At 71.9% G+C, this 18,401-nt stretch carries 16 protein-coding genes; 8 read left to right on the top strand and 8 right to left on the bottom strand.

What is annotated here, in order from left to right:
• Positions 1 to 9: 9 nt before the first annotated feature.
• The 6 genes from KBX34_RS25690 to KBX34_RS25665 all read left to right on the top strand — a co-directional run bounded on the left by KBX34_RS25690 (position 10) and on the right by KBX34_RS25665 (position 5,738).
• The gene (locus KBX34_RS25690; RefSeq protein WP_088946829.1) at positions 10 to 1,206 is read left to right on the top strand and encodes a thiolase family protein; all 1,197 of its coding nucleotides are present in this window, start codon (positions 10 to 12) and stop codon (positions 1,204 to 1,206) included.
• Positions 1,203 to 3,272: a 3-hydroxyacyl-CoA dehydrogenase NAD-binding domain-containing protein gene (locus KBX34_RS25685; protein ID WP_210927406.1), complete on the top strand. Its 2,070-nt coding sequence runs from the start codon at positions 1,203 to 1,205 to the stop codon at positions 3,270 to 3,272. Before KBX34_RS25690 ends, KBX34_RS25685 begins: the two co-directional genes overlap by 4 nt.
• A gap of 128 nt (positions 3,273 to 3,400) precedes the next feature.
• Positions 3,401 to 4,171 carry a hypothetical protein gene (locus KBX34_RS25680; protein ID WP_210792346.1) on the top strand — a complete coding sequence of 257 codons (771 nt, stop codon included), beginning with the start codon at positions 3,401 to 3,403 and terminating at the stop codon, positions 4,169 to 4,171.
• Between the two features lie 132 nt (positions 4,172 to 4,303).
• Complete coding sequence (locus KBX34_RS25675) at positions 4,304 to 4,642, top strand: helix-turn-helix transcriptional regulator (RefSeq protein ID WP_210927404.1); 339 nt, start codon at positions 4,304 to 4,306, stop codon at positions 4,640 to 4,642.
• Positions 4,639 to 5,115 carry an SRPBCC domain-containing protein gene (locus KBX34_RS25670; RefSeq protein ID WP_210792342.1) on the top strand — a complete coding sequence of 159 codons (477 nt, stop codon included), beginning with the start codon at positions 4,639 to 4,641 and terminating at the stop codon, positions 5,113 to 5,115. The genes KBX34_RS25675 and KBX34_RS25670 overlap by 4 nt, the downstream gene beginning before the upstream one ends.
• The gene (locus KBX34_RS25665) at positions 5,112 to 5,738 is read left to right on the top strand and encodes a dihydrofolate reductase family protein (protein WP_210792334.1); all 627 of its coding nucleotides are present in this window, start codon (positions 5,112 to 5,114) and stop codon (positions 5,736 to 5,738) included. The genes KBX34_RS25670 and KBX34_RS25665 overlap by 4 nt, the downstream gene beginning before the upstream one ends.
• Positions 5,739 to 5,855: 117 nt before the next feature.
• Here the strand turns inward: KBX34_RS25665 and KBX34_RS25660 are convergent, their stop codons facing one another.
• The 4 genes from KBX34_RS25660 to KBX34_RS25645 form a co-directional block, all read right to left on the bottom strand.
• The gene (locus KBX34_RS25660) at positions 5,856 to 6,275 is read right to left on the bottom strand and encodes a VOC family protein (protein ID WP_210927402.1); all 420 of its coding nucleotides are present in this window, start codon (positions 6,273 to 6,275) and stop codon (positions 5,856 to 5,858) included.
• On the bottom strand, positions 6,272 to 6,679 hold the full coding sequence (locus KBX34_RS25655; protein ID WP_307871493.1) for a VOC family protein: 408 nt from the start codon (positions 6,677 to 6,679) through the stop codon (positions 6,272 to 6,274). The genes KBX34_RS25660 and KBX34_RS25655 overlap by 4 nt, the downstream gene beginning before the upstream one ends.
• 160 nt (positions 6,680 to 6,839) lie before the next feature.
• A complete protein-coding gene (locus KBX34_RS25650) occupies positions 6,840 to 8,015 on the bottom strand; it encodes a cell wall metabolism sensor histidine kinase WalK (protein WP_210927399.1) in 1,176 nt (391 codons plus the stop codon).
• Positions 8,012 to 8,680, bottom strand: a complete 669-nt coding sequence (locus tag KBX34_RS25645; RefSeq protein ID WP_088951539.1) for a response regulator transcription factor — start codon at positions 8,678 to 8,680, stop codon at positions 8,012 to 8,014. Before KBX34_RS25645 ends, KBX34_RS25650 begins: the two co-directional genes overlap by 4 nt.
• Before the next feature lie 142 nt (positions 8,681 to 8,822).
• Here KBX34_RS25645 and KBX34_RS25640 point away from each other — a divergent pair, with 142 nt between their 5' ends.
• On the top strand, positions 8,823 to 9,971 hold the full coding sequence (locus KBX34_RS25640) for a peptidase C39 family protein (RefSeq protein WP_210927397.1): 1,149 nt from the start codon (positions 8,823 to 8,825) through the stop codon (positions 9,969 to 9,971).
• On the opposite strand, the gene KBX34_RS25635 is transcribed toward KBX34_RS25640, so the two are convergent.
• Positions 9,972 to 11,255 (bottom strand): PQQ-binding-like beta-propeller repeat protein, encoded by a 1,284-nt coding sequence (locus tag KBX34_RS25635; RefSeq protein ID WP_210927392.1) that lies wholly within the window; start codon positions 11,253 to 11,255, stop codon positions 9,972 to 9,974. It abuts the gene before it with no gap.
• Complete coding sequence (locus KBX34_RS25630) at positions 11,252 to 12,532, bottom strand: PQQ-binding-like beta-propeller repeat protein (RefSeq protein ID WP_210927391.1); 1,281 nt, start codon at positions 12,530 to 12,532, stop codon at positions 11,252 to 11,254. Before KBX34_RS25630 ends, KBX34_RS25635 begins: the two co-directional genes overlap by 4 nt.
• A gap of 126 nt (positions 12,533 to 12,658) precedes the next feature.
• Here KBX34_RS25630 and KBX34_RS25625 point away from each other — a divergent pair, with 126 nt between their 5' ends.
• Positions 12,659 to 14,548 carry a hypothetical protein gene (locus tag KBX34_RS25625; RefSeq protein WP_210927428.1) on the top strand — a complete coding sequence of 630 codons (1,890 nt, stop codon included), beginning with the start codon at positions 12,659 to 12,661 and terminating at the stop codon, positions 14,546 to 14,548.
• Here KBX34_RS25625 and KBX34_RS25620 read toward each other — a convergent pair whose 3' ends face one another.
• Positions 14,549 to 16,351 (bottom strand): hypothetical protein, encoded by a 1,803-nt coding sequence (locus KBX34_RS25620; protein WP_210927389.1) that lies wholly within the window; start codon positions 16,349 to 16,351, stop codon positions 14,549 to 14,551.
• On the bottom strand, positions 16,351 to 18,366 hold the full coding sequence (locus KBX34_RS25615; RefSeq protein ID WP_374223722.1) for a hypothetical protein: 2,016 nt from the start codon (positions 18,364 to 18,366) through the stop codon (positions 16,351 to 16,353). Before KBX34_RS25615 ends, KBX34_RS25620 begins: the two co-directional genes overlap by 1 nt.
• Between the last annotated feature and the right edge of the window lie 35 nt (positions 18,367 to 18,401).

Raw genomic sequence — 18,401 nt, 5'->3', positions numbered from 1 at the left:
GAGGCTCAAGTGCCCCGTGAAGTTCGGGATGTCGTCTTCGTCGATGGCGTCCGTACCCCGTTCGGCAAGGCGGGTGGCATGTACGCCAACACCCGCGCCGACGATCTGGTGATCCGCTGCATCCGTGAGCTGCTGCGCCGCAACCCGCAGCTGCCCCCGGAGCGGGTCGAGGAGGTCGCCATCGCGGCCACCACCCAGATCGGTGACCAGGGCCTCACCATCGGCCGTACCGCCGCGCTGCTGGCGGGTCTGCCCAAGACCGTTCCCGGCTTCGCCATCGACCGCATGTGCGCCGGCGCGATGACCGCGGTGACCACCGTGGCCAGCGGCATCGCGATTGGCGCGTACGACATCGCCATCGCGGGTGGCGTCGAGCACATGGGCCGTCACCCGATGGGTGAGGGCGTCGACCCCAACCCGCGCATCATCGCGGAGAAGCTGGTCGACCCGTCCGCGCTGGTCATGGGCTCCACCGCGGAGAACCTGCACGACCTGGTCCCGCACATCACCAAGGCACGCACCGACGCGTTCGCGCTGGCCTCGCAGCAGAAGACCGCCAAGGCGTACGCCAACGGCAAGCTCCAGGACGACCTGGTGCCGATGTCGATCCGCGACGCGGAGGGCGGCTGGGGTCTGGCCACCGTGGACGAAGCCCCACGGGACACCTCGCTGGAGAAGCTCGCCACCCTGAAGACCCCGTTCCGCCCGCACGGCAAGGTCACCGCGGGCAACGCGGCCGGCCTGAACGACGGCGCCACCGCGAGCCTGCTCGCCGACGAGGCCACCGCCCGTGAGCTGGGCCTGCCGATCGCCATGCGGTTGGTGTCGTTCGGTTTCGTCGGTGTGGAGCCGGAGGTGATGGGCGTCGGCCCGATCCCGTCGACGGAGAAGGCGCTGCGCCTGGCCGGGCTCAGCATCGACGACATCGGCCTGTTCGAGCTGAACGAGGCGTTCGCCGTGCAGGTGCTCGCGTTCCTCGACCACTTCGGCATCGCCGACGACGACGCGCGGGTCAACCCGTGGGGCGGCGCGATCGCCATCGGTCACCCACTGGCCTCCTCCGGCGTACGCCTGATGACCCAGTTGGCCCGCCAGTTCGCCGAGCACCCCGAGGTCCGTTACGGCGTGACGGCGATGTGCATCGGCATCGGCATGGGCGGCACGGTCATCTGGGAGAACCCGCACTGGACGGAGGGCAACAAGTGAGCGCGCTCGCCGCAACCAACGAGGTCGTCACCAAGGCGCTGCTGCGCCAGGTGAACGTGCCGGGGCTGGACCGTCCGGCCGCCCTGATCACGCTGGACAACGGCTTCGACCACACCAAGCCGAACACGTTCGGCCCCGGTGGTCTGGCCAGCCTGGACGAGGCGATCACCGCCGCGCTCGCCGCCGACCCGGCGTTCATCGCGGTGACCGGCAAGCCGTACATCTTCTGCGTGGGCGCGGACATCGTCGGCCTGCCGCAGCTCGCCGACCGCGCGCAGGCGCTGGAGATCGGCCGGCTGGGTCACCGGGTCTTCGCCCGGCTCAAGGACAGCACCGTCCCCACCTTCGCGTTCGTCAACGGCGCGGCGATGGGCGGCGGCCTGGAGCTGGCGCTGCACTGCCACTACCGGACGCTCTCCGGTGGTGCGGCGGCTCTGGCCCTGCCCGAGGTCTCCCTCGGCCTGGTGCCGGGCTGGGGCGGCACCCAGCTGCTGCCGAACCTGATCGGCATTCCCGCCGCCACCCAGGTGATCATCCAGAACCCGCTCATGCAGAACAAGATGCTCAAGCCGAAGCAGGCCGCCGAGCTGGGCATCGCTGACATCCTGCTGGAGCCGGCCGACTTCCTGGAGCGGTCCCTGGAGTGGGCCGCCGGGGTGGTCCGGGGTCAGGTCACCGTGACCCGGCCCGAGGTCGACAAGGACATGTGGGCGGGCGTGCTCTACTTCGCCCGGGAGACGCTGAACCAGCGGCTGCACGGCGCGGTCCCGGCCGCGTACAAGGCGCTCGACCTGCTGGAGACGGCGAAGGACGGCGACTTCGCCGCCGGCACCGCCGCCGAGGACGAGGCCCTCGCGGACCTGGTCTTCTCCGAGGAGCTGCGCAGCGGTCTGTACGCCTTCGACCTGGTGCAGCGGCGGGCCAAGCGGCCGGCCGGCGCGCCGGACAAGGGCCTGGCCCGCACGATCACCAAGGTCGGCATCGTCGGCGCCGGCCTGATGGCCAGCCAGTTGGCGCTGCTGTTCGCGCGCCGCCTCCAGGTGCCGGTGGTGATGTCCGACCTCGACCAGTCCCGGGTGGACAAGGGCGTCGGCTACGTGCACACCCAGATCGAGAAGGCCGTCACCAAGGGCCGAATGGACAAGAACACCGCCGCCAAGCTGTACGGCCTGGTCAGCGGCACTGTCGACAAGAGCTCCTTCGCGGACGCCGACTTCATCATCGAGGCGGTCTTCGAGGACCTGGGTGTCAAGAAGCAGGTCTGGGCCGAGTTGGAGAAGATCGTCTCCCCGGAGGCGGTCCTCGCCACCAACACCAGTTCGCTGTCGATCACCGAGATGGCCGCCGAGCTGGAGCACCCGGAGCGGGTGGTCGGCTTCCACTTCTTCAACCCGGTGGCGGTGCTGCCGCTGCTGGAGATCGTCCGGGGCGAGCGCACCGACGACGTCACGCTGGCCACCGCGTTCGCGGTCGGCAAGCAGCTCAAGAAGTCGAGCGTGCTGGTCAAGGACGCTCCGGCGTTCGTGGTGAACCGGCTGCTCACCCGCTTCCTGGGCACCGTCTTCGCCGCTGTCGACCAGGGCACCCCGCTGGACGTGGCCAACAGCGCACTGGACCCGCTGGGCCTGCCGATGCGCCCGTTGGCCCTGCTCCAGCTGGTCGGGCCGGCCGTCGCGTACCACGTGGGCGGCACTCTGCACGCCGCGTACCCGGACCGGTTCGGTGTCAGCGAGAACCTCAAGCGGATCGCCGACTCGGGCCAACCGATCGTGGTCGACGACCAGGTCAACGACGAGGTGGCCAAGCTACTCGTCGTCGGTGACCAGCCGCTGACCGCCGAGCAGGTGCGCCAGAACGCGCTCGACGCGCTCGCGCAGGAGATCCGGCTGATGCTGGACGAGGGCGTGGTCGCCGAGGCGCAGGACATCGACCTGTGCATGATCCTGGGCGCCGGTTGGCCGTTCCACCTGGGTGGGGTCACTCCATACCTGGACCGGACCGGCACGTCCGAGCGGGTCACCGGTCAGCGGTTCCTGCCGCGCGGGGCGGCGAGCCTGCCGGCCTGACCGATCGCAGCACCACCGCGACTGTTTGTGATCACATGGCGGCTGGCAGGGGCCTGTGCAGGGACAACGCCGAGGTCCTCGGCGGGTTAGGATCACGCGCTTTGCACCCCCAACTTGGAGCTGACTGAATGTCCCAGCCGCCGGCCAACCCTTACGGCCCGCCGCACGATTCCCCCACCCCGCCGCAGCAGCCCGGTCAGCCGGGCCAGCCGCAGCAGCCCGGTGGTTGGTCCCCGCCGCAGCAGCAGGGATTCCCGCCCGCGCAGCCGGGTCAGCCGTACGGCGATCCCAGCCTTCTCGGTCCCCCGCAGCCGGCGAAGAAGTCGAAAGCCGGCAAGATCGTGCTGATCGTGCTGGCCGTGGTGCTGGTGCTCTGCGTCGGCGGCGCGGTGATCACCTGGCTCGCGGTCAAGGGGCCGGTGGGCGACGCCGTCGATGCCAGCAAGACCCGGCTGGTCGCGCCAGCCACCCTCGCCGGCCGGCCGAAGGTCACCGACGCGGAGCTCCAGACGGCCGCCGACCAGCTGGTCCGCGAGATGAAGTCGTCGGTGCAGAACGAGACCAGCACGGTCGGCGCCTTCTACGGCGACCCGACCAAGCAGGACCTCGTCATGATCGCCGGCGCTTCCGGCCTGATGTCCGACCCGAAGAAAGAGATGGACGAAGCCATCAGCGGGCTCTCCACCGAGCTGACGGTGACCAACATGGTGGCCGTCGATCCCGGCCCACTCGGCGGTGAGGCGAGCTGCGGCGACGGCAAGGCGGAGAGCGTGCCGCTGGGCGTCTGCGTCTGGGCCGACAAGGGCAGCCTGGGCATGGTGGTCACGTACTTCAAGTCCGCCGAACAGGCCAAGGCCGAGTTCATCACGATCCGGGGCCAGGTCGAGCAGCGCTCCTGACAGTCAGCGACGGGGCCCCGGCCACCCTCGGGTGGTCGGGGCCCCGTGCCGTGTCTGCCGAGCGTCGGGTTGCCCATCCTGGTAAATACTTTGCCCTTGCGCTAAGTGTCGTCTCACGCAATACTTAGCCACATGGCACAGTTTTCGGCGCAACTCGACGGCGTGTTCGTCGCACTCGCCGACCCGACCCGGCGCCTGGTCATTCGACGCCTGGGCCACGGCCCGACGAGCGTCGGCGATCTCGCCCGCGAGTTCCCGATGACCCTCCCCTCGTTCATGAAGCACGTGCAGACGCTCGAGTCGAACGGCTTGATCCGGACGACCAAGAGCGGCCGGGTGCGCACCTGCGTGCTCAACCGCGAGCGCCTCGCCCTCGTCGACGACTGGCTCGCGGAGCAGCGCCGGATCTGGGAAGAGCGCACGGATCGCCTCGAACGCCTCGTCACCGATCAGCAGGAGGATCAGCAGTGAATCCCGACCTGGACCTGACCATGGCGCGGGTCATCCACGCCCCCCGTGCCGCCGTGTGGAGCGCCTGGACCGACCCGTCCCGCTTCGCGAAGTGGTGGATCCCGGCGCCGTCCCTGTGCCGCGTCGATCGCCTGGACGTGCGGCCCGGTGGCGCGCTGGTGACCCGACTGAGCGATGACGGGGTGGAGTTCGTCCCACACCTCGACGCGTGCTTCCTCGTCGTCGACGATCATGAACGGATCGTGTTCACGAACGTGATCGACAGCGCCTGGCGGCCTGCGAACCCCAGCCCGGTCCCGATGACCGCCGAGATCACCATGAAGGACCACCCGGACGGCACGGACTACCGGGTCGTCGTCCGCCACGGTGATCCCGCCGCTCGTGACCTGCACGAGAAGATCGGCTTCGCGGACGGCTGGGGCTCGGTCACCGAACAACTCGCCGGGGTCGCCGAGAGCCAGGGTGCGCCGTGAAGCTCGTCCTTACCGAGTTCGTCACTCTCGACGGCGTCAGCCAGGGTCCCGGCTCGCCGACCGAGGATCCGAGCGACGGCTTCACCCGCGGCGGCTGGCTCGTGCCCTACCTGGATGAGGCCTTCGTCCGCCGCACCTCTGACTGGTTGGGTCTCGCCGACGGTCTGCTCCTCGGGCGGCGGACCTACGAGGCGTTCGCTCGCGACTGGCCGCAGATCACCGACCCGGACGATCCGTACACCGAGCGGATGAACTCACTACCGAAGTACGTCGTGACCAACACCCTGACGGAGGGCGTCTGGCACCCGACGACGGTGCTCCACGGCGACCCGATCAAAAGCGTCGGAAACCTCAGGGGCCAGCCAGGACGGGAGCTCCAGATTCACGGCAGCGCGCGGCTCGGCAGGGCCCTGTTGTCGGCCGGCCTCGTCGACACCCTCCGACTCGTCGTCGCCCCCACCGTGGTCGGTTCCGGACGGCGGCTGCTCGACCACCCGAGCGCAGCCACCGGCCTTCGACTCGTCCACCACGACGCAACCGCGAACGGCCTGCTCCTGCTCGAGTACGAGCATGTCGGCGCCGCCCCGGTGGCGGAATACGAGGGCGTGACGAACTTCGTCTAGTCACCGCGCTACGACACGGCCACCGCCTGAATCTTGCTTGCAAGTCCTGCCCCAGCAGCGTGGCGTGGGGCCCCGGCCACCTGAGGGTGGTCGGGGCCCCGTGCCGTCCGTGGACGGTCAGGCCGGTTCGGCAACCGCTGCCGCGGCCCGTGCCGCCGCTGCCGCCGCCCGTTCGGCGGCGTTGCCGAGCACGCAGAACTCGTTGCCCTCCGGGTCGGCCAGCACCACCCAACCCCCGCCGGTCGGGCCGACGTGGTCGGCGACGAGCGTCGCGCCGATGCCGAGCAGCCGCTCGACCTCCTCGGCCCGGGTCCGGTCGGCGGGTTGCAGGTCCAGGTGCAGCCGGTTCTTCACCGTCTTGCCCTCGGGCACGGCGAGGAAGAGCACCTCCGGGCCGCCTGGCGGCAGGAGCATCGCCTCCGGGTCACCGGGGAAGTCGTCGGGATGCCGGGGGCAGTCGAAGACCTGCGCCCAGAAGCCGGCCAGGGCGTACGTGTCGTGACAGTCGATGCTGATGTTGTGGATCGTCGAACTCACAGCTGGTCCTCCAGGGTGGTGGTGGCGAGACGTTCCCCAGCGCTGCGGACCACGCAGAACTCGTTCCCCTCGGGGTCGGCGAGCACCGCCCAACCCGTGCCGTCGGCACGCCGACGGTCGGCGACCACTGTGGCACCGAGGCCGAGCACCCGCTCGACCTCCTCATCTCTGGTCCGGTCGACGGGTTCCAGGCAGATGTGGAGCCGGTTCTTGGTCACCTTCTCCTCCGGCACCTCTTGGAAGAACAGGTTCGGGGTGGCGTCGTCCGGCGGCAGCAGGGCCGCCTCCGGGTCACCGGGGGCGTCCTCGGAGTGCCGGGCGTACCCGAGCACGGCGGCCCAGAAGCCCGCCAGGGCGTACGTGTCGTGACAGTCAAAACTGATGTTGCGGATCCGTGGATACACGGGTGTTCCCTCCGTACGGGATGGGACGCTCCGCTTCCGGGAGTCAGCCGGCGCACACCCGGGGTGCGGAGTCATGATTGGTGGACATCGACGCACCCCCCTTCGCTTCCTGGCTGACGCCGTGATCTTGCCACCGGCCGAACGCCGCGCGCAACCCCCGTCAGCCCTGGCCGGGCACCGACCCGTTGACCGCCGGAGCGTCCGCCGACGGGAGGGTGACAGTCACCTCCAGACCACCACCCGACTGCGCGATCACCCGTACGGTGCCGCCGTGCGCCGTGCAGACCGCCCGGACGATGGACAGCCCCAGGCCGGAGCCGCGGGCCCCGGTCCGTTCCCGGCCACCGCGACGGAACGGCTCGAACAGCCCCGGCACGTCGGCCTGGTCCACCTCGAAGCCGGTGTTGCCCACCACCAGCCAGGACCGGTCGCCGTCGGTGCCGGTGCGCACCCAGAGCCGGCCGTGCAGGTGGTTGTAGCGGACCGCGTTCTCGATGAGGTTGCCGGCCAACCGGTCGAGCAGCCCCGGGTCGCCGACCACCGGAGCGGACTCCAGTGACGTCTGGACCCGTAGCCCGATCCGTTCCACCTCCCGGCGCATCGCGGACAGCGCGTTGGCAGTGCCGGCAGCGAGGTCACACTCGGTACGCCGGCCCAACTGCCGCCCGGCCTGGGCCTCGCTGCGGGCCAGCACCAGCAGCGCGTCCACCAGGCCGTTGGCCCGCTCCGAGGCGTCACGGACCACTGTCGCCATCCGGCGGTACTCGGCGGCGTCCGCGTCGTCGTCGCTGAGCGTCACGTCGATCTCGGTGCGCATCACGGCGAGCGGGGTACGCAGCTCGTGCGAGGCGTTGGCCACGAAGCGCTTCTGCGCCTCGAAGGCGGACGCGATCCGGTCCAGCATGGCGTCGAACGTCTTGGCCAGCTCGGCCACCTCGTCGTCGGCGCCCGAGTAGCCGATCCGCTGGTCCAGGGTCGCCTCGCCGAGCCGCTGGGCGGTCGCGGTGACCTGGTGCAGTGGGCGTAGCGCCCGCCCGGCCACCGCGTACGCGCCGGCCACCCCGACGACGCTGATCGCCAACAGCGCGACGAGGCCCTTGGCCAGCAACTCCCCGGAGGCGGCGTCGACGAGTTGCCGCTGCCACTGGGCGGCGTCCATCGACTCGCCGTCGGCCAGCAGCACGACCGTGCCGGGCAGCAACTCGTCGGTGGGTCGCAGCGCGTCACGGACCAGCAGCCAGGCCAGCAACACCAGGATCGCACCGGCCCCGATCAGCAGCACACCGTTGAGCACTGTCAGCCGCAACCGCAGGGTGGGCCGCAACCGGCGGCTCATGCGCCAACCTCGGCGGTGCGGTAACCCGCTCCGACCACCGTCTCGATCAGCGGCGGGTCGCCGAGCTTCTTGCGCAGCGTCATCACGGTGACCCGGACGATGGTGGTGAACGGGTCGGTGTTGGCGTCCCAGACCCGTTCCAGCAGCTCCTCGCTGGACACCACCGCGCCACGAGCCTTGAGCAGCTCGCTGAGCACCCCGAACTCCTTGTTGGTGAGGTCGACGGGCACGCCGGCGCGGGTGGCCACCCGACGGGCCGGGTCGAGCACCAGGTCGGCCAGTTCGAGCACCGGCGGCGCGGCCGGGGTCGCCCGCCGGCCCAGCGCCTGCACCCGGGCGACCAGCTCGTCGAACGCGAACGGTTTGGGCAGGTAGTCGTCCGCTCCGAGCTGCAGCCCCTCCACCCGGTCGGCCACCGTGCCGCTCGCGGTGAGCATCAGCACCCGGGTCAGCGCGCCGGAGGCGGCCAGGTCGGCGCAGATCTGGTCACCGTGCACGCCCGGCAGGTCCCGGTCGAGCACCACCACGTCGTACCGGGTGACGAACGCCGCCTCGTGGCCGGCGTCGCCGTCGTACGCCACGTCGACGGCCATCCCCCGCTTGCGCAATCCTCGCGCGATCGCGTCGGCGAGGTTGCGCTCGTCCTCCACCACCAGTACCCGCATCCCGGCCTCCTCGCTGCTGACCACCGACAACCTAGTGCCGGTCGGCAACCATCGTCCCTCGCCGCCCGCACCGGTCGGCGTTGCGGACCACCTCGGCGTACGCGATGCTGGCCCGCGGCACCGAGGGACGGACGGACCTGGCATGACCATCGCGGCACCACCCACCGGGCGGGACATCGCCTACCGGGGTTTCCACCTGCCGGCCGACACGACGGCCGGCAACGGCGACGGCCTGCTCGCCACCGGTCGAGGGCTGGCCCTCGACGGCGTGAACCAGCAGGGCACCTGGACGTCGCCGCCGGTGCGGGTCGGCTTCCCCGTCAGCGAGGTGGTGCCGTCCTGGACCGCCGACACCCCGGCCGGCTGCTGGATCGAGGTCGAGCTGCGCGGCTGGAACGACGACGCGCCGAGCACCGGCTGGTACCGGTTGGCCCGCTGGGCGGCAGACGACCTGGCGGTTGAACGCACGTCGGTGCCCGGGCAGCGCGACGGCGACGCCCGGGTCGACACCGACACCCTGATCGTGACCGGCGCGACGGTCACCGGTTGGCAGGCGCGGGTCACCCTGTGCCGGCCGGCGGAAAGCCCGACCGGCCCGGTGCTGCGCAGCGTCGGCGCGGTCGCCACCGGTCCCACGGGCACCGCCCAGGGGTACGCGCAGCCCGCCTCGTCCGCCGCCTGGGGCCGGGTGCTGGACGTGCCCCGCTACTCGCAGCGGCTGCACGCCGGCCAGTACCCGCAGTGGGGAGGCGGCGGCGACTCCTGGTGCAGCCCCACCTGCACCTCGATGGTGCTCGCCCACTGGGGTACCGAGCCGGCCCCGGAGCACTACGCCTGGGTGGAGCCACCCGGCCCGCGTCCGGTGGTGGTGCACGCCGCCCGACACTGCTACGACCACGCGTACGCCGGGGCGGGCAACTGGTCGTTCAACACCGCGTACGCCGGCCGGTACGGGGTGGACGCGTTCGTCACCCGGCTGCGGTCGCTGGTCGAGGCGGAGGCGTTCATCGCGGCCGGCATCCCCCTGATCGTCTCCGCCGCGTTCCGGGCCGACGAGGTGCCGGGGCTCGGGTACGACACGGCAGGGCACCTGATGGTGCTGGTCGGCTTCACCGTCGACGGCGACCCGGTGCTCAACGACCCGTACGCCCCGGACGACGACGCGGTCCGCCGTACCGTGCCCCGGCAGCGGTTCGAGGCGGTCTGGCAGCGCGGCAGCGGCGGTGTGGCGTACGTGCTGCGGCCCCCGTCGGTGCCGCTGCCCCCGCCGCCCGCTCAGGCGAACTGGTAGTCAGTCCGGCAACTCCCAGATCCGGTACGCGCCGGCCGGGGCGGCACCGCACACCAGGTGATCGGTCATCGCCTGACATTCGCCGATGGCCTGGGGCAGTACGTCCAGGACCTGCACCTTCCCGGCGCGGACGTCCACCTCGCCAACGACCACCCCTCCGTCGGGATGCCGTCGTGTGCCGATCAGCCGACCACCGAGACTGAGTTGGTAGAGGTCCCACCGGCCCAGGTCGGCCAACTCCCGCCCGGTCAGCGGATCGAGCACGACGAAGTGCTCCGGCCCGTCTTCGCTGCTCAACACGTTGACCATCAGCCGACCGTCGTACGGCCAGGCCCAACCCCACCGGGTGTTGCGCCAGCGCAACGCGCCGGTTGCGGTGTCGATCGCCTGGAGTTCGTTGTTGCCGGTGCGCACGCACAGGACGGGGCCACAGTCCAGGGCGAAGTCCACGTTGACACCCGCGCGGCTCCAGCGTTGGTCGAGCTTGTCCAGCCCGTACGCGGCGACCGTGCCGGACCCTCTGTCGATGGCCAGCAGCAGGTCCTTCGTCAGGTCCACTCTGATCGGACCACCGTCGGGCGGGCGCAGGTCGGCGCGGGCCAGCACCGCGCCGGTGACCGCGTCGCGTACCTCGACCGGCCCGTCCACCTGGTTGAGCACCACGCGGTCCACTCCGTGCCCGGTGTCCCGAACGTTGATCTCGGCGGTGGTGGGGGGCAGCTGCCAACGCACCGTGCCGCAACACGGATCGACCACGCGCAGACCGGACGGCTGGGTCTCGCCTCCGGTACGCAGCAGCAGGTTGCCGTCGGTCAGCTCGAAGACGCTGCCCGGCTGCTGCCACCGGTACGTCCCGGTCGCCCGGTCCAGAGCGACGGTGCGTGTCTCCCGGCCCTCGGGGCCGATCTCGTACCCGGTGACCAGCATCATCCCGGCCAGCGGAGTCATTCCCCAGTACCGCGCCTCCGCCGACAGCGGCGCCTGCCAGACCGGCTCGCCGCCGGGCAGACGATACGCGGCCAGCCGCCCCTGCCGCCCAGGGCTGGTCGGCTCCATGACCAGAACGAGGTCACCGTCGACCAGGACGTCGGCCCCGGGCTGGGTCGGCAGCGTCACCGGGGCCCGCCGGGGTGGCGCCACGGCGGAGGCAGCGAGCGTGACCAGCGCGAGGAGCAGGACCAGCGCGCAGCGCAGCTGCCGGCCGTCGGCGCGGGGTGGGCGGGGTAACGGCTCCGGGTCCGTGCCGTGCCGCAGCTCGCCGAGGTCGATCACCGAGTCACTCACCGCGTCAACCGCCACAACGCGGTCGCGCCGTCGACACGCTGGCAGAGCAGGACCGGCAGGGACGCCTGGCAGCTGCCGGCGATGACCCGGAGCACGTCGAGGATCCGCGCCTTACCTGCCACCAGGTCAAGCTCGGCGACGACCATCCGGCCGTCGGCCCCCTGGCGCAGGCCGACCAGAGGATCGTCCGGCCCGAGCACCGGCAGCAGGCCCCACGCGCCCAGCTCGGTCCTTACCTGCCCGGTCGCCGCGTCCCGCACCTCGTACCCCTGGCCGGGCCTGGCCATCAGCAACCGGCCGTACCGGACGTCGGCCAGGTTGTCCTGGCCCTGTTCGGACCAGCGCACCGCGCCGGTGGCGGGATCGAGCACCTGGAGGCCACCGGTCTGCGGTACCGCACAGAGCAGACCGCCGCAGTCGACCACATGCGACACCAGCGTCACCTCGGCCGTCCATCGTGGCTCCAGCTCGGTCAGCCCGTAGCTCACCAGCCGGGTGCTGCCGGGCGGGACGAGCAGCAGCAGGTCGTCGACGACCTGCACCCGCTGGTACGCCGACCGGTCACCGGGCAGTGTGTCGATGCTACGCAGCAGGCGGCCGGTGCCGGCGTCGTGCACCTGCACCTCGCCGGTCGGTTGCAGGAGCACGAACCGGTCGACCTGGCCCTCGGGAGTGAGGTGGTAGGACGGGTTGGCGGCCGGCGGGACCGACACCGACCAGAGCACCCGGCCGGTGTCGGGCTCGACCCCGCTCACCGCGCCCGACCCGTCCTCCCGGCCGTCGGTCACCAGCAGAGCGCCGCTGGCTGTCAGCTGGGGAGCACCAGGATGCTGCCAGCGTTGCCGGCCCGTGACGGTGTCGAAGGCGGTGGTCTGGAACACCCTGTTCGGGGCGCTGACCGCCATCGTCAACACCAACCCTCGCTCGACCCGGACGTCCAGGTAGTCACCGGTGCGGACCAGCGGCGTCTGCCACCGCCGCCGCACGACTGTTCCGGATGGTGCCGGCTGGGCGTAGGCGGTCAGGTAGCGGTCCCCGTCAGGTGTCGGCGGGTCGATGACGAAGATGCCGTCCCCGGCCAGGTATGCCGTGGCCGTGGGCGACGCCGGCACGATGCTCACCGTTCGCTGCGGTGACGGCGTGGCGCCGGCCAGCACCACCAGGCTGAGCACCAGCACCGCCGCGCTGCGCAGCGGGCGACCGGCGGCGCGCGGGCGGCGGACCGCAGGCGCCGACGCCGGCTCCTCCCGGATTTCGCCCAGCTCGATGATCGACAACGATCGTCCTTCCGTCACCACTCAGGCTGACCGACGGGTGACCGTCCGGCAAACCGACCGTGAGCGCACCGGGCCGGCAAAAGCGACGGAACCCCGCCTGTACGATGGCGCGTCGTGGCTGTGCCGGTGGTAGACCCTTCGCTGAATCCCCTGACCGACGCCGACCCGGCCGAGGCCGAGTCGACACGGCGGCCTCGACGCCGCCCGGCCCGAGCCGACCTGTTGGCCCTCGGAGCCTATGTCCTGCTGGGCGTCTTCGTCTGCCTCAACTACTGGGGTGACGTCACCGGCCGGGTCTCCTCGCACCTGCCCACCGACCACAGCTGGTTCGAGTGGCTGTTCGCGCACGGCGCGTACTCGGTGCGGCACCTGGAGAACCCGCTGTTCACGGCCCAGCAGAACGCCCCGGACGGGGTGAACATGATGGCCAACACCTCGCTGCTCGGGGTGACAGTGCCGCTGGCCCCGCTGACCATGCTGCTCGGCCCGCAGGTGATGTACGCGCTCTACCTCGGTGCGGCGCTGGCCGCCACCGCCGGCACCGGCTACTGGATGCTCTCCCGCCACCTGGTGCGCTCCCGGGCGGCGGCCTTCGTCGGCGGCGCGTTCCTCGGCTTCGCGCCGGGAATCATCCACCACGCCAACGGCCAGCCCAACTTCGTGTCCAACTTCCTGCTGCCGCTGATCGTGGTGCGGGTGCTGCGCCTCGGCGAGCCCGGCCGGTGGCGGCGCAACGGGTTGGTGCTCGGGGCGCTGGTGACGTACCAGATCTTCATCAACGAGGAGATGCTGCTGCTCACCGCGCTGGCCTGCCTGGTCGTCGTGCTGGCGTACGCCGTGCAGCGCCCGACGGCCACCCGGGCCGCCGCTGGCACGTTCCTGGCCGGGCTCGGCGTCGCTGGCGGGGTGGCCCTGGTGCTCGCCGCGTACCCGATCTGGTTCCAGTTCAACGGCCCGCAGTCCTACCGGGGCCTGCAGGGTGGCGTCTTCCACAACTGGGGCGAGGACCTGGTCGCCTTCGTCACCTTCGCCCGGGACACCTGGGCCGGCGACCCGGCAGTGGAGAAGACGATCGGGTTGACCGAGCAGAACACCTGGTTCGGCTGGCCCCTGGTGCTGCTCTCGGTGGTCGCCCTGGTGCTGCTCGTACGCCGATCGTTGCCGGCCCGGATCGCCGCCGTACTGATCGTCGTCTTCACAGTGGCGTCGATCGGGCCCCGGGTGCGGTTCAACGGCGTCGAGACCGGGGTGCGCGGCCCGTGGTCGTACGTGCCGGACGACCTGCCGCTGGTCGAGATGATGATGCCGACCCGGTTGACGCTGGTGGTGGCCGCCGCGGTGGGCGTACTGCTCGCGCTGACCTGGGACGCCGCGCACCGCCAGGGGCGCACGGTGGCCGACCAGCGGCGGGTGCCGGCCCAGCGCGTCGGGGAGGCGGCCCCGGCGACGTCCGACGAGCCGAACCCGCCCGCGCCGGTCGCGGCGCGCCGCCGGTGGCTGCGCCCGGTGGGGTACGCGGCTGTCGCCCTCGCCGTTCTGCCGCTCTTTCCCCGGCCGCTGCCCGCCCAGCAGATCGACCCGCCACCGCACTTCATCAGCGCGGGCGGGTGGCGGCCGTACGTGCCGGAGGGTCGAACCCTGGTGCCGGTGCCGATCCCGAGCAACGTGCACGGCCTGCCGACGCTGCGGTGGAGTGCGCTGACCGGGCAGGAGTTCCCCGTCCCGGGCGGTTACTTCATCGGGCCGAACGAGCTGGGCGAGGGTGTCTTCGGCGCGCCGAACCGGCCCACCAGCACCCTCATCTACTCCACGATGGACGCTGGCGCGGTCCCGGTGCTCACCGACGAGAACCGCCGCCAGGCCGTCGAGGACCTGCGGTTCTGGCGGGCGTCGGTGGTGGTACTCGGGGCGCATCCCCGCGAGGCGGTGCTGCGTGAGCTGGTCACCGGCCTGATCGGGCCGCCCCAGCGGGTCGACGACGTCTGGATGTGGGACGTCCGCACCCTGGTGAGCTGATCAGTCGACCTGGTTCCGGACGTCCCACATCCAGCCGCCGTCGACCGGGCGGCCCGGGCCGAGCAGGTCGTCGACGGTCCGACGGACCGGGTCGCCGTTGGTCAGCTGGCCGAGCACCACCACGGCGGCCCGCCAGTGCCGCAGGTCCTCGACGGCCTGGCGGCGGTCGGCGTCGGTGAGCACCGGCGCCGTGCCGGTCTCGGCGACCCGCCGCAGCAGCACCGACGTGGGCCGGTCGGGCGCGCCCCAGCGGGCCGCCGGGTCGTCCGGGCCGCTCGGCCCGATGAAGTAACCGCCCGGCGTGGGAAACGCCAGACCGGTACGGGCGGACCAGAACATCGCCGGGCTCTGCGCCGCGCCGGTGACCGGCGGAACGGCGACCACCGTCCGGCCGGGCGGCACCAGCGGACGCCACCCGCCGTGGGCGACGAACCCCGGCACCGGCGTGACCGGCACCACCCGGATCGGCGTCGGGACCAGCGGCAGCAACGCGGCGGCCACCGCGCCGGCCCAGAGCAGCCGCACCGGCAGCCCGGGTGCGGTCGACAGCCGGCGCGCCGCCCGCACCCGGTCCAGGGAGAGCGCCACCAGCACACCCAGCACCGGTACGCAGACCAGCGCGAACCGGGCCGGCACCGCGAGGTCGAGCAGGGGCAGCCCGGCGACCAGCCGGTACGGCCCCGGAATGCCGGTGGCGGTGCCGTCGACCCGCAGCTCGGTGCCGAGGGAGAGCAGCGCGAACAGCAGCCCACAGCCGGCCAGCGCGCGGACCAGCGGCCGTCGCCACAGCCAGATCACGATCACCACGGCGAGCACCAGCAGCCCCGGGCCGAAGAAGGAGTTCTCCTCGGTCGGGTTCGGCGCGAGCAGGCCCGGCAGCCAGTCGTCGCCGAGCACGGTCTGCCGGGCCGACGCGGTGAACGACGCGGCGTCCAACTGGAAGGCGTGCGTGGCGAACGCCATCCCGGAGTAGTGCTGCGGGCCGTGGAACTGGAACCACAGCGGGTATGCCAGCGGCACCGCCGCCACCCCGGCCGCCACCGCCAGCCGGCCGAGGAGGGCCGGGGCGAGTTGCCGGGCGGCCACCCGGTCGGCGAGCGCGTAGCCCAGCGCGAACACCCCCGCCGCGAGCGCCAGGAAGACCAGCACCTCCTCACCGATGAAGACCTGCCAGACCAGCAGCAGCCCGAGGACGATGCCGGGCCGCCACACGCCGACGAGCCGGTGCGCCGGGTCCACGGCGGGCCGGAACACCAGGGCGAGGATCGGGGGCACCAGGAACTGCGCGGCGATGTGCAGGTGCGCGCCCGCCTGGGCGATCATTCCCGGGGCGAAGCCGCAGATCAGCCCACCGACCGCGGCGGCGGAACGAGTGGTGACCAGCCGGCGGCGCAGCAGCGCGTACCAGGCGGCGGCCGTGCCGGCGAGGCAGCAGACGACCGCCACGCAGAACGCCACCTGCGAGCCGAGGAGCAGGGTGACCGGGGTCAACGGGACACCCAGGCCGAGCACCGAGGTGTTCGCCATCAGGTTGACCCCGTCGGGCGCGTTCAACCCGGCACTGTGGAGGGGGTTGTCCCCCGCGACCACGGCGTGCGCCGCGTGGGCCAGCATCCACTCGAAGAGGATCTGGTCGCCCGCCTGGTGGAACAGCCGCCCCGGCTGGCCCCACTGGGCGCTGGTCAGCACCGCGGCCAGGCCCAGATAGCCGACCACCACCAGCAGGTCCCGCAGCCAGACCGGACGGGACGTCGGCACCACCGCCGAGGGCGAGGTGGCCGGGGACGTCGTCCCGGTGGTCATCAGACCGAACGGTCGGTCAGCGCCCGGACGTCCCACACCCAGACGTCCAGCTCCTGGCGGCCGGGGCCGACCAGGTCCTCGACGGTACGCCGCAACGGCTCGGCGTTCTGCTGACGGAGCGGCAGCACAAGGATCGCGGCCCGCCAGTGACGCAGTTCGTCGGCGAAGCGGCGGCGTTGCCGGTCGTCGAGCTTCGGCATCCGCCCGGTGGTCGCCACCTCCTCCAGCATCTGACCCACCCCGCTGGGTCGGCCACCGAACCGACCCGCGTCACCGGTGTTGCCGTTGCGCGGGGCGAGGAAGTAACCGCCGGGGATCTTGAAGTCGAGGTTGGTGGTCGCCGCCCAGCGCATGCCGTGCGTGTTACCCATACTGGGCACCGGGATCGGCACCAGCGTCTGGTCCGGCCCGACGTACGCCCGCCAGCGGTCGGCCGTGATGAAGTCCGGCACCGGCGGTCGGGAGACCATCCGCAGCGGCATCGGAGCGATCGGCAGCAGCGCGAACGCCAGGCCCGCCGCGGTGAGCGTCCGCACGGTGCGCCGGTCGGCCGGTCGCAACGCCCAGGCCCGCTCGACGGCGAGCGCGAGCAGCAGACCGATCACCACACTGGTGATCAGACCGAACCGGGTCGGCACCACCGCGTCCAGCAACGGCAGGTGGACCAGCAACTGCCACGGCCCGCTGACCAGCTCACGGTCCCACCAGGAGACCCGCTCACCGAGCGACAGGACGGCGAAGAACAGGCCGGTCACCGCGAGCGCCCGGACGATCAGCTCCCGGCGCAGCCAGACCACGATGCCGATGGCGAGCATGGACAGGCTCCAGCCGAAGAACGCGTTCTCCTCCGAGTAGTTCGGCGCCAGGTTGATGTTGGCTCGCTGGTTGCCGCCCAGGGTGGGCGAGCCGGGGGCGAAGAAGGCGGCGATGTCGTTGCCGTAGTCCTTCACGGCGTCGCTGAGCCCGTGGTAGGCCATCGGCCCGGCGAACTGCACATACAGGGGGTACGCCAGCAGCGCCCCGGCCAGCAGCGCGCAGGTCACCACGCCGATTCCGAGCGGTCGCCAGGCCGCCGACCAGCGGGCGGGTTCCTGCGCGAGCACGGCCAGCAGGAACACCCCGCAGGCCAGCGCAGTGAAGAGCAGGATCTCCTCATTGATGAACGCCTGCACGGTGACCAGCAGGGCGAGCAGCGCCCCGTCCCGGACCGGCCGACGGGACCGGGTGAGCACCAGCACCCGCCAGACGATGAACGGCAGCAGGAACTGGCTGATGATGTTCGGGTGCCAGCTGGCATGCGACAGCATCGCGGGTGAGAAGCCGCAGAACCAGCCGCCGACCGCCGCCGCCAGCGGCGTACGCACCAGGTGGCGGGAGAGCATGAGGTACCAGGCCATGGCGGTGCCGGCGAGGCCCAGTGTCACCAGCACCACGAAGGAGACCGCCGGCCCGAAGAGCAGCGTCACCGGGACCATCGGGATGCCCAGCGCCAGCACGGCCGTGTTGGCCATCAGGTTGACGCCGTCGGGGTAGTTGAACTGCTCGGTGTAGAACGGGTACTCGCCGTGCAGCACCACGCGCACCGAGTGGGCGAGGAAGAACTGCACCTGGGCCGGGTCACCGGTGTAGAGCGAGGCCACCCGACCGGACGGGTCCAGCCAGATCCGACTGGTCACCCAGAGCGCGGCGAGCAGGAACAGGCCACCCACCGCGAGGTGTTGCCGACGCCGGGTCCAGCGACGCCACCGCGCCCGCGTCGGTACGACCTCCGCGCCGTCGGCCACCGCCACGTCCTCCGCCGGCGCGTGCGGGGCCGCTGGCGCTGCGGGCTCGGACGGCGTCGCGGGCTCGGACGGCGCGTCCGGGTCCGTCGGTGCTTCGGGCTCGGCCGGGGCTTCGGCGGGGGCGGTGGCGGCGAAGAGGCCGCCCGGTGTGCGGTAGCTCACCATCTCGTCGGGGCCGGTTGCGGCCTCCGGGTGCGGCGCGGGCAGGGCGCGGGACTCGGCAGGCGTCACAGTCGGCGGAGTCTACCTGAGCAACGAAAACGCAC

This window comes from Micromonospora sp. M61 (assembly GCF_018070245.1).
In the GTDB taxonomy this organism is placed as follows: Bacteria; Actinomycetota; Actinomycetes; order Mycobacteriales; family Micromonosporaceae; genus Micromonospora; species Micromonospora zamorensis.
Note: the sequence above shows the minus strand (reverse complement) of the source record. Positions and strands in the feature narration are given on the sequence as shown.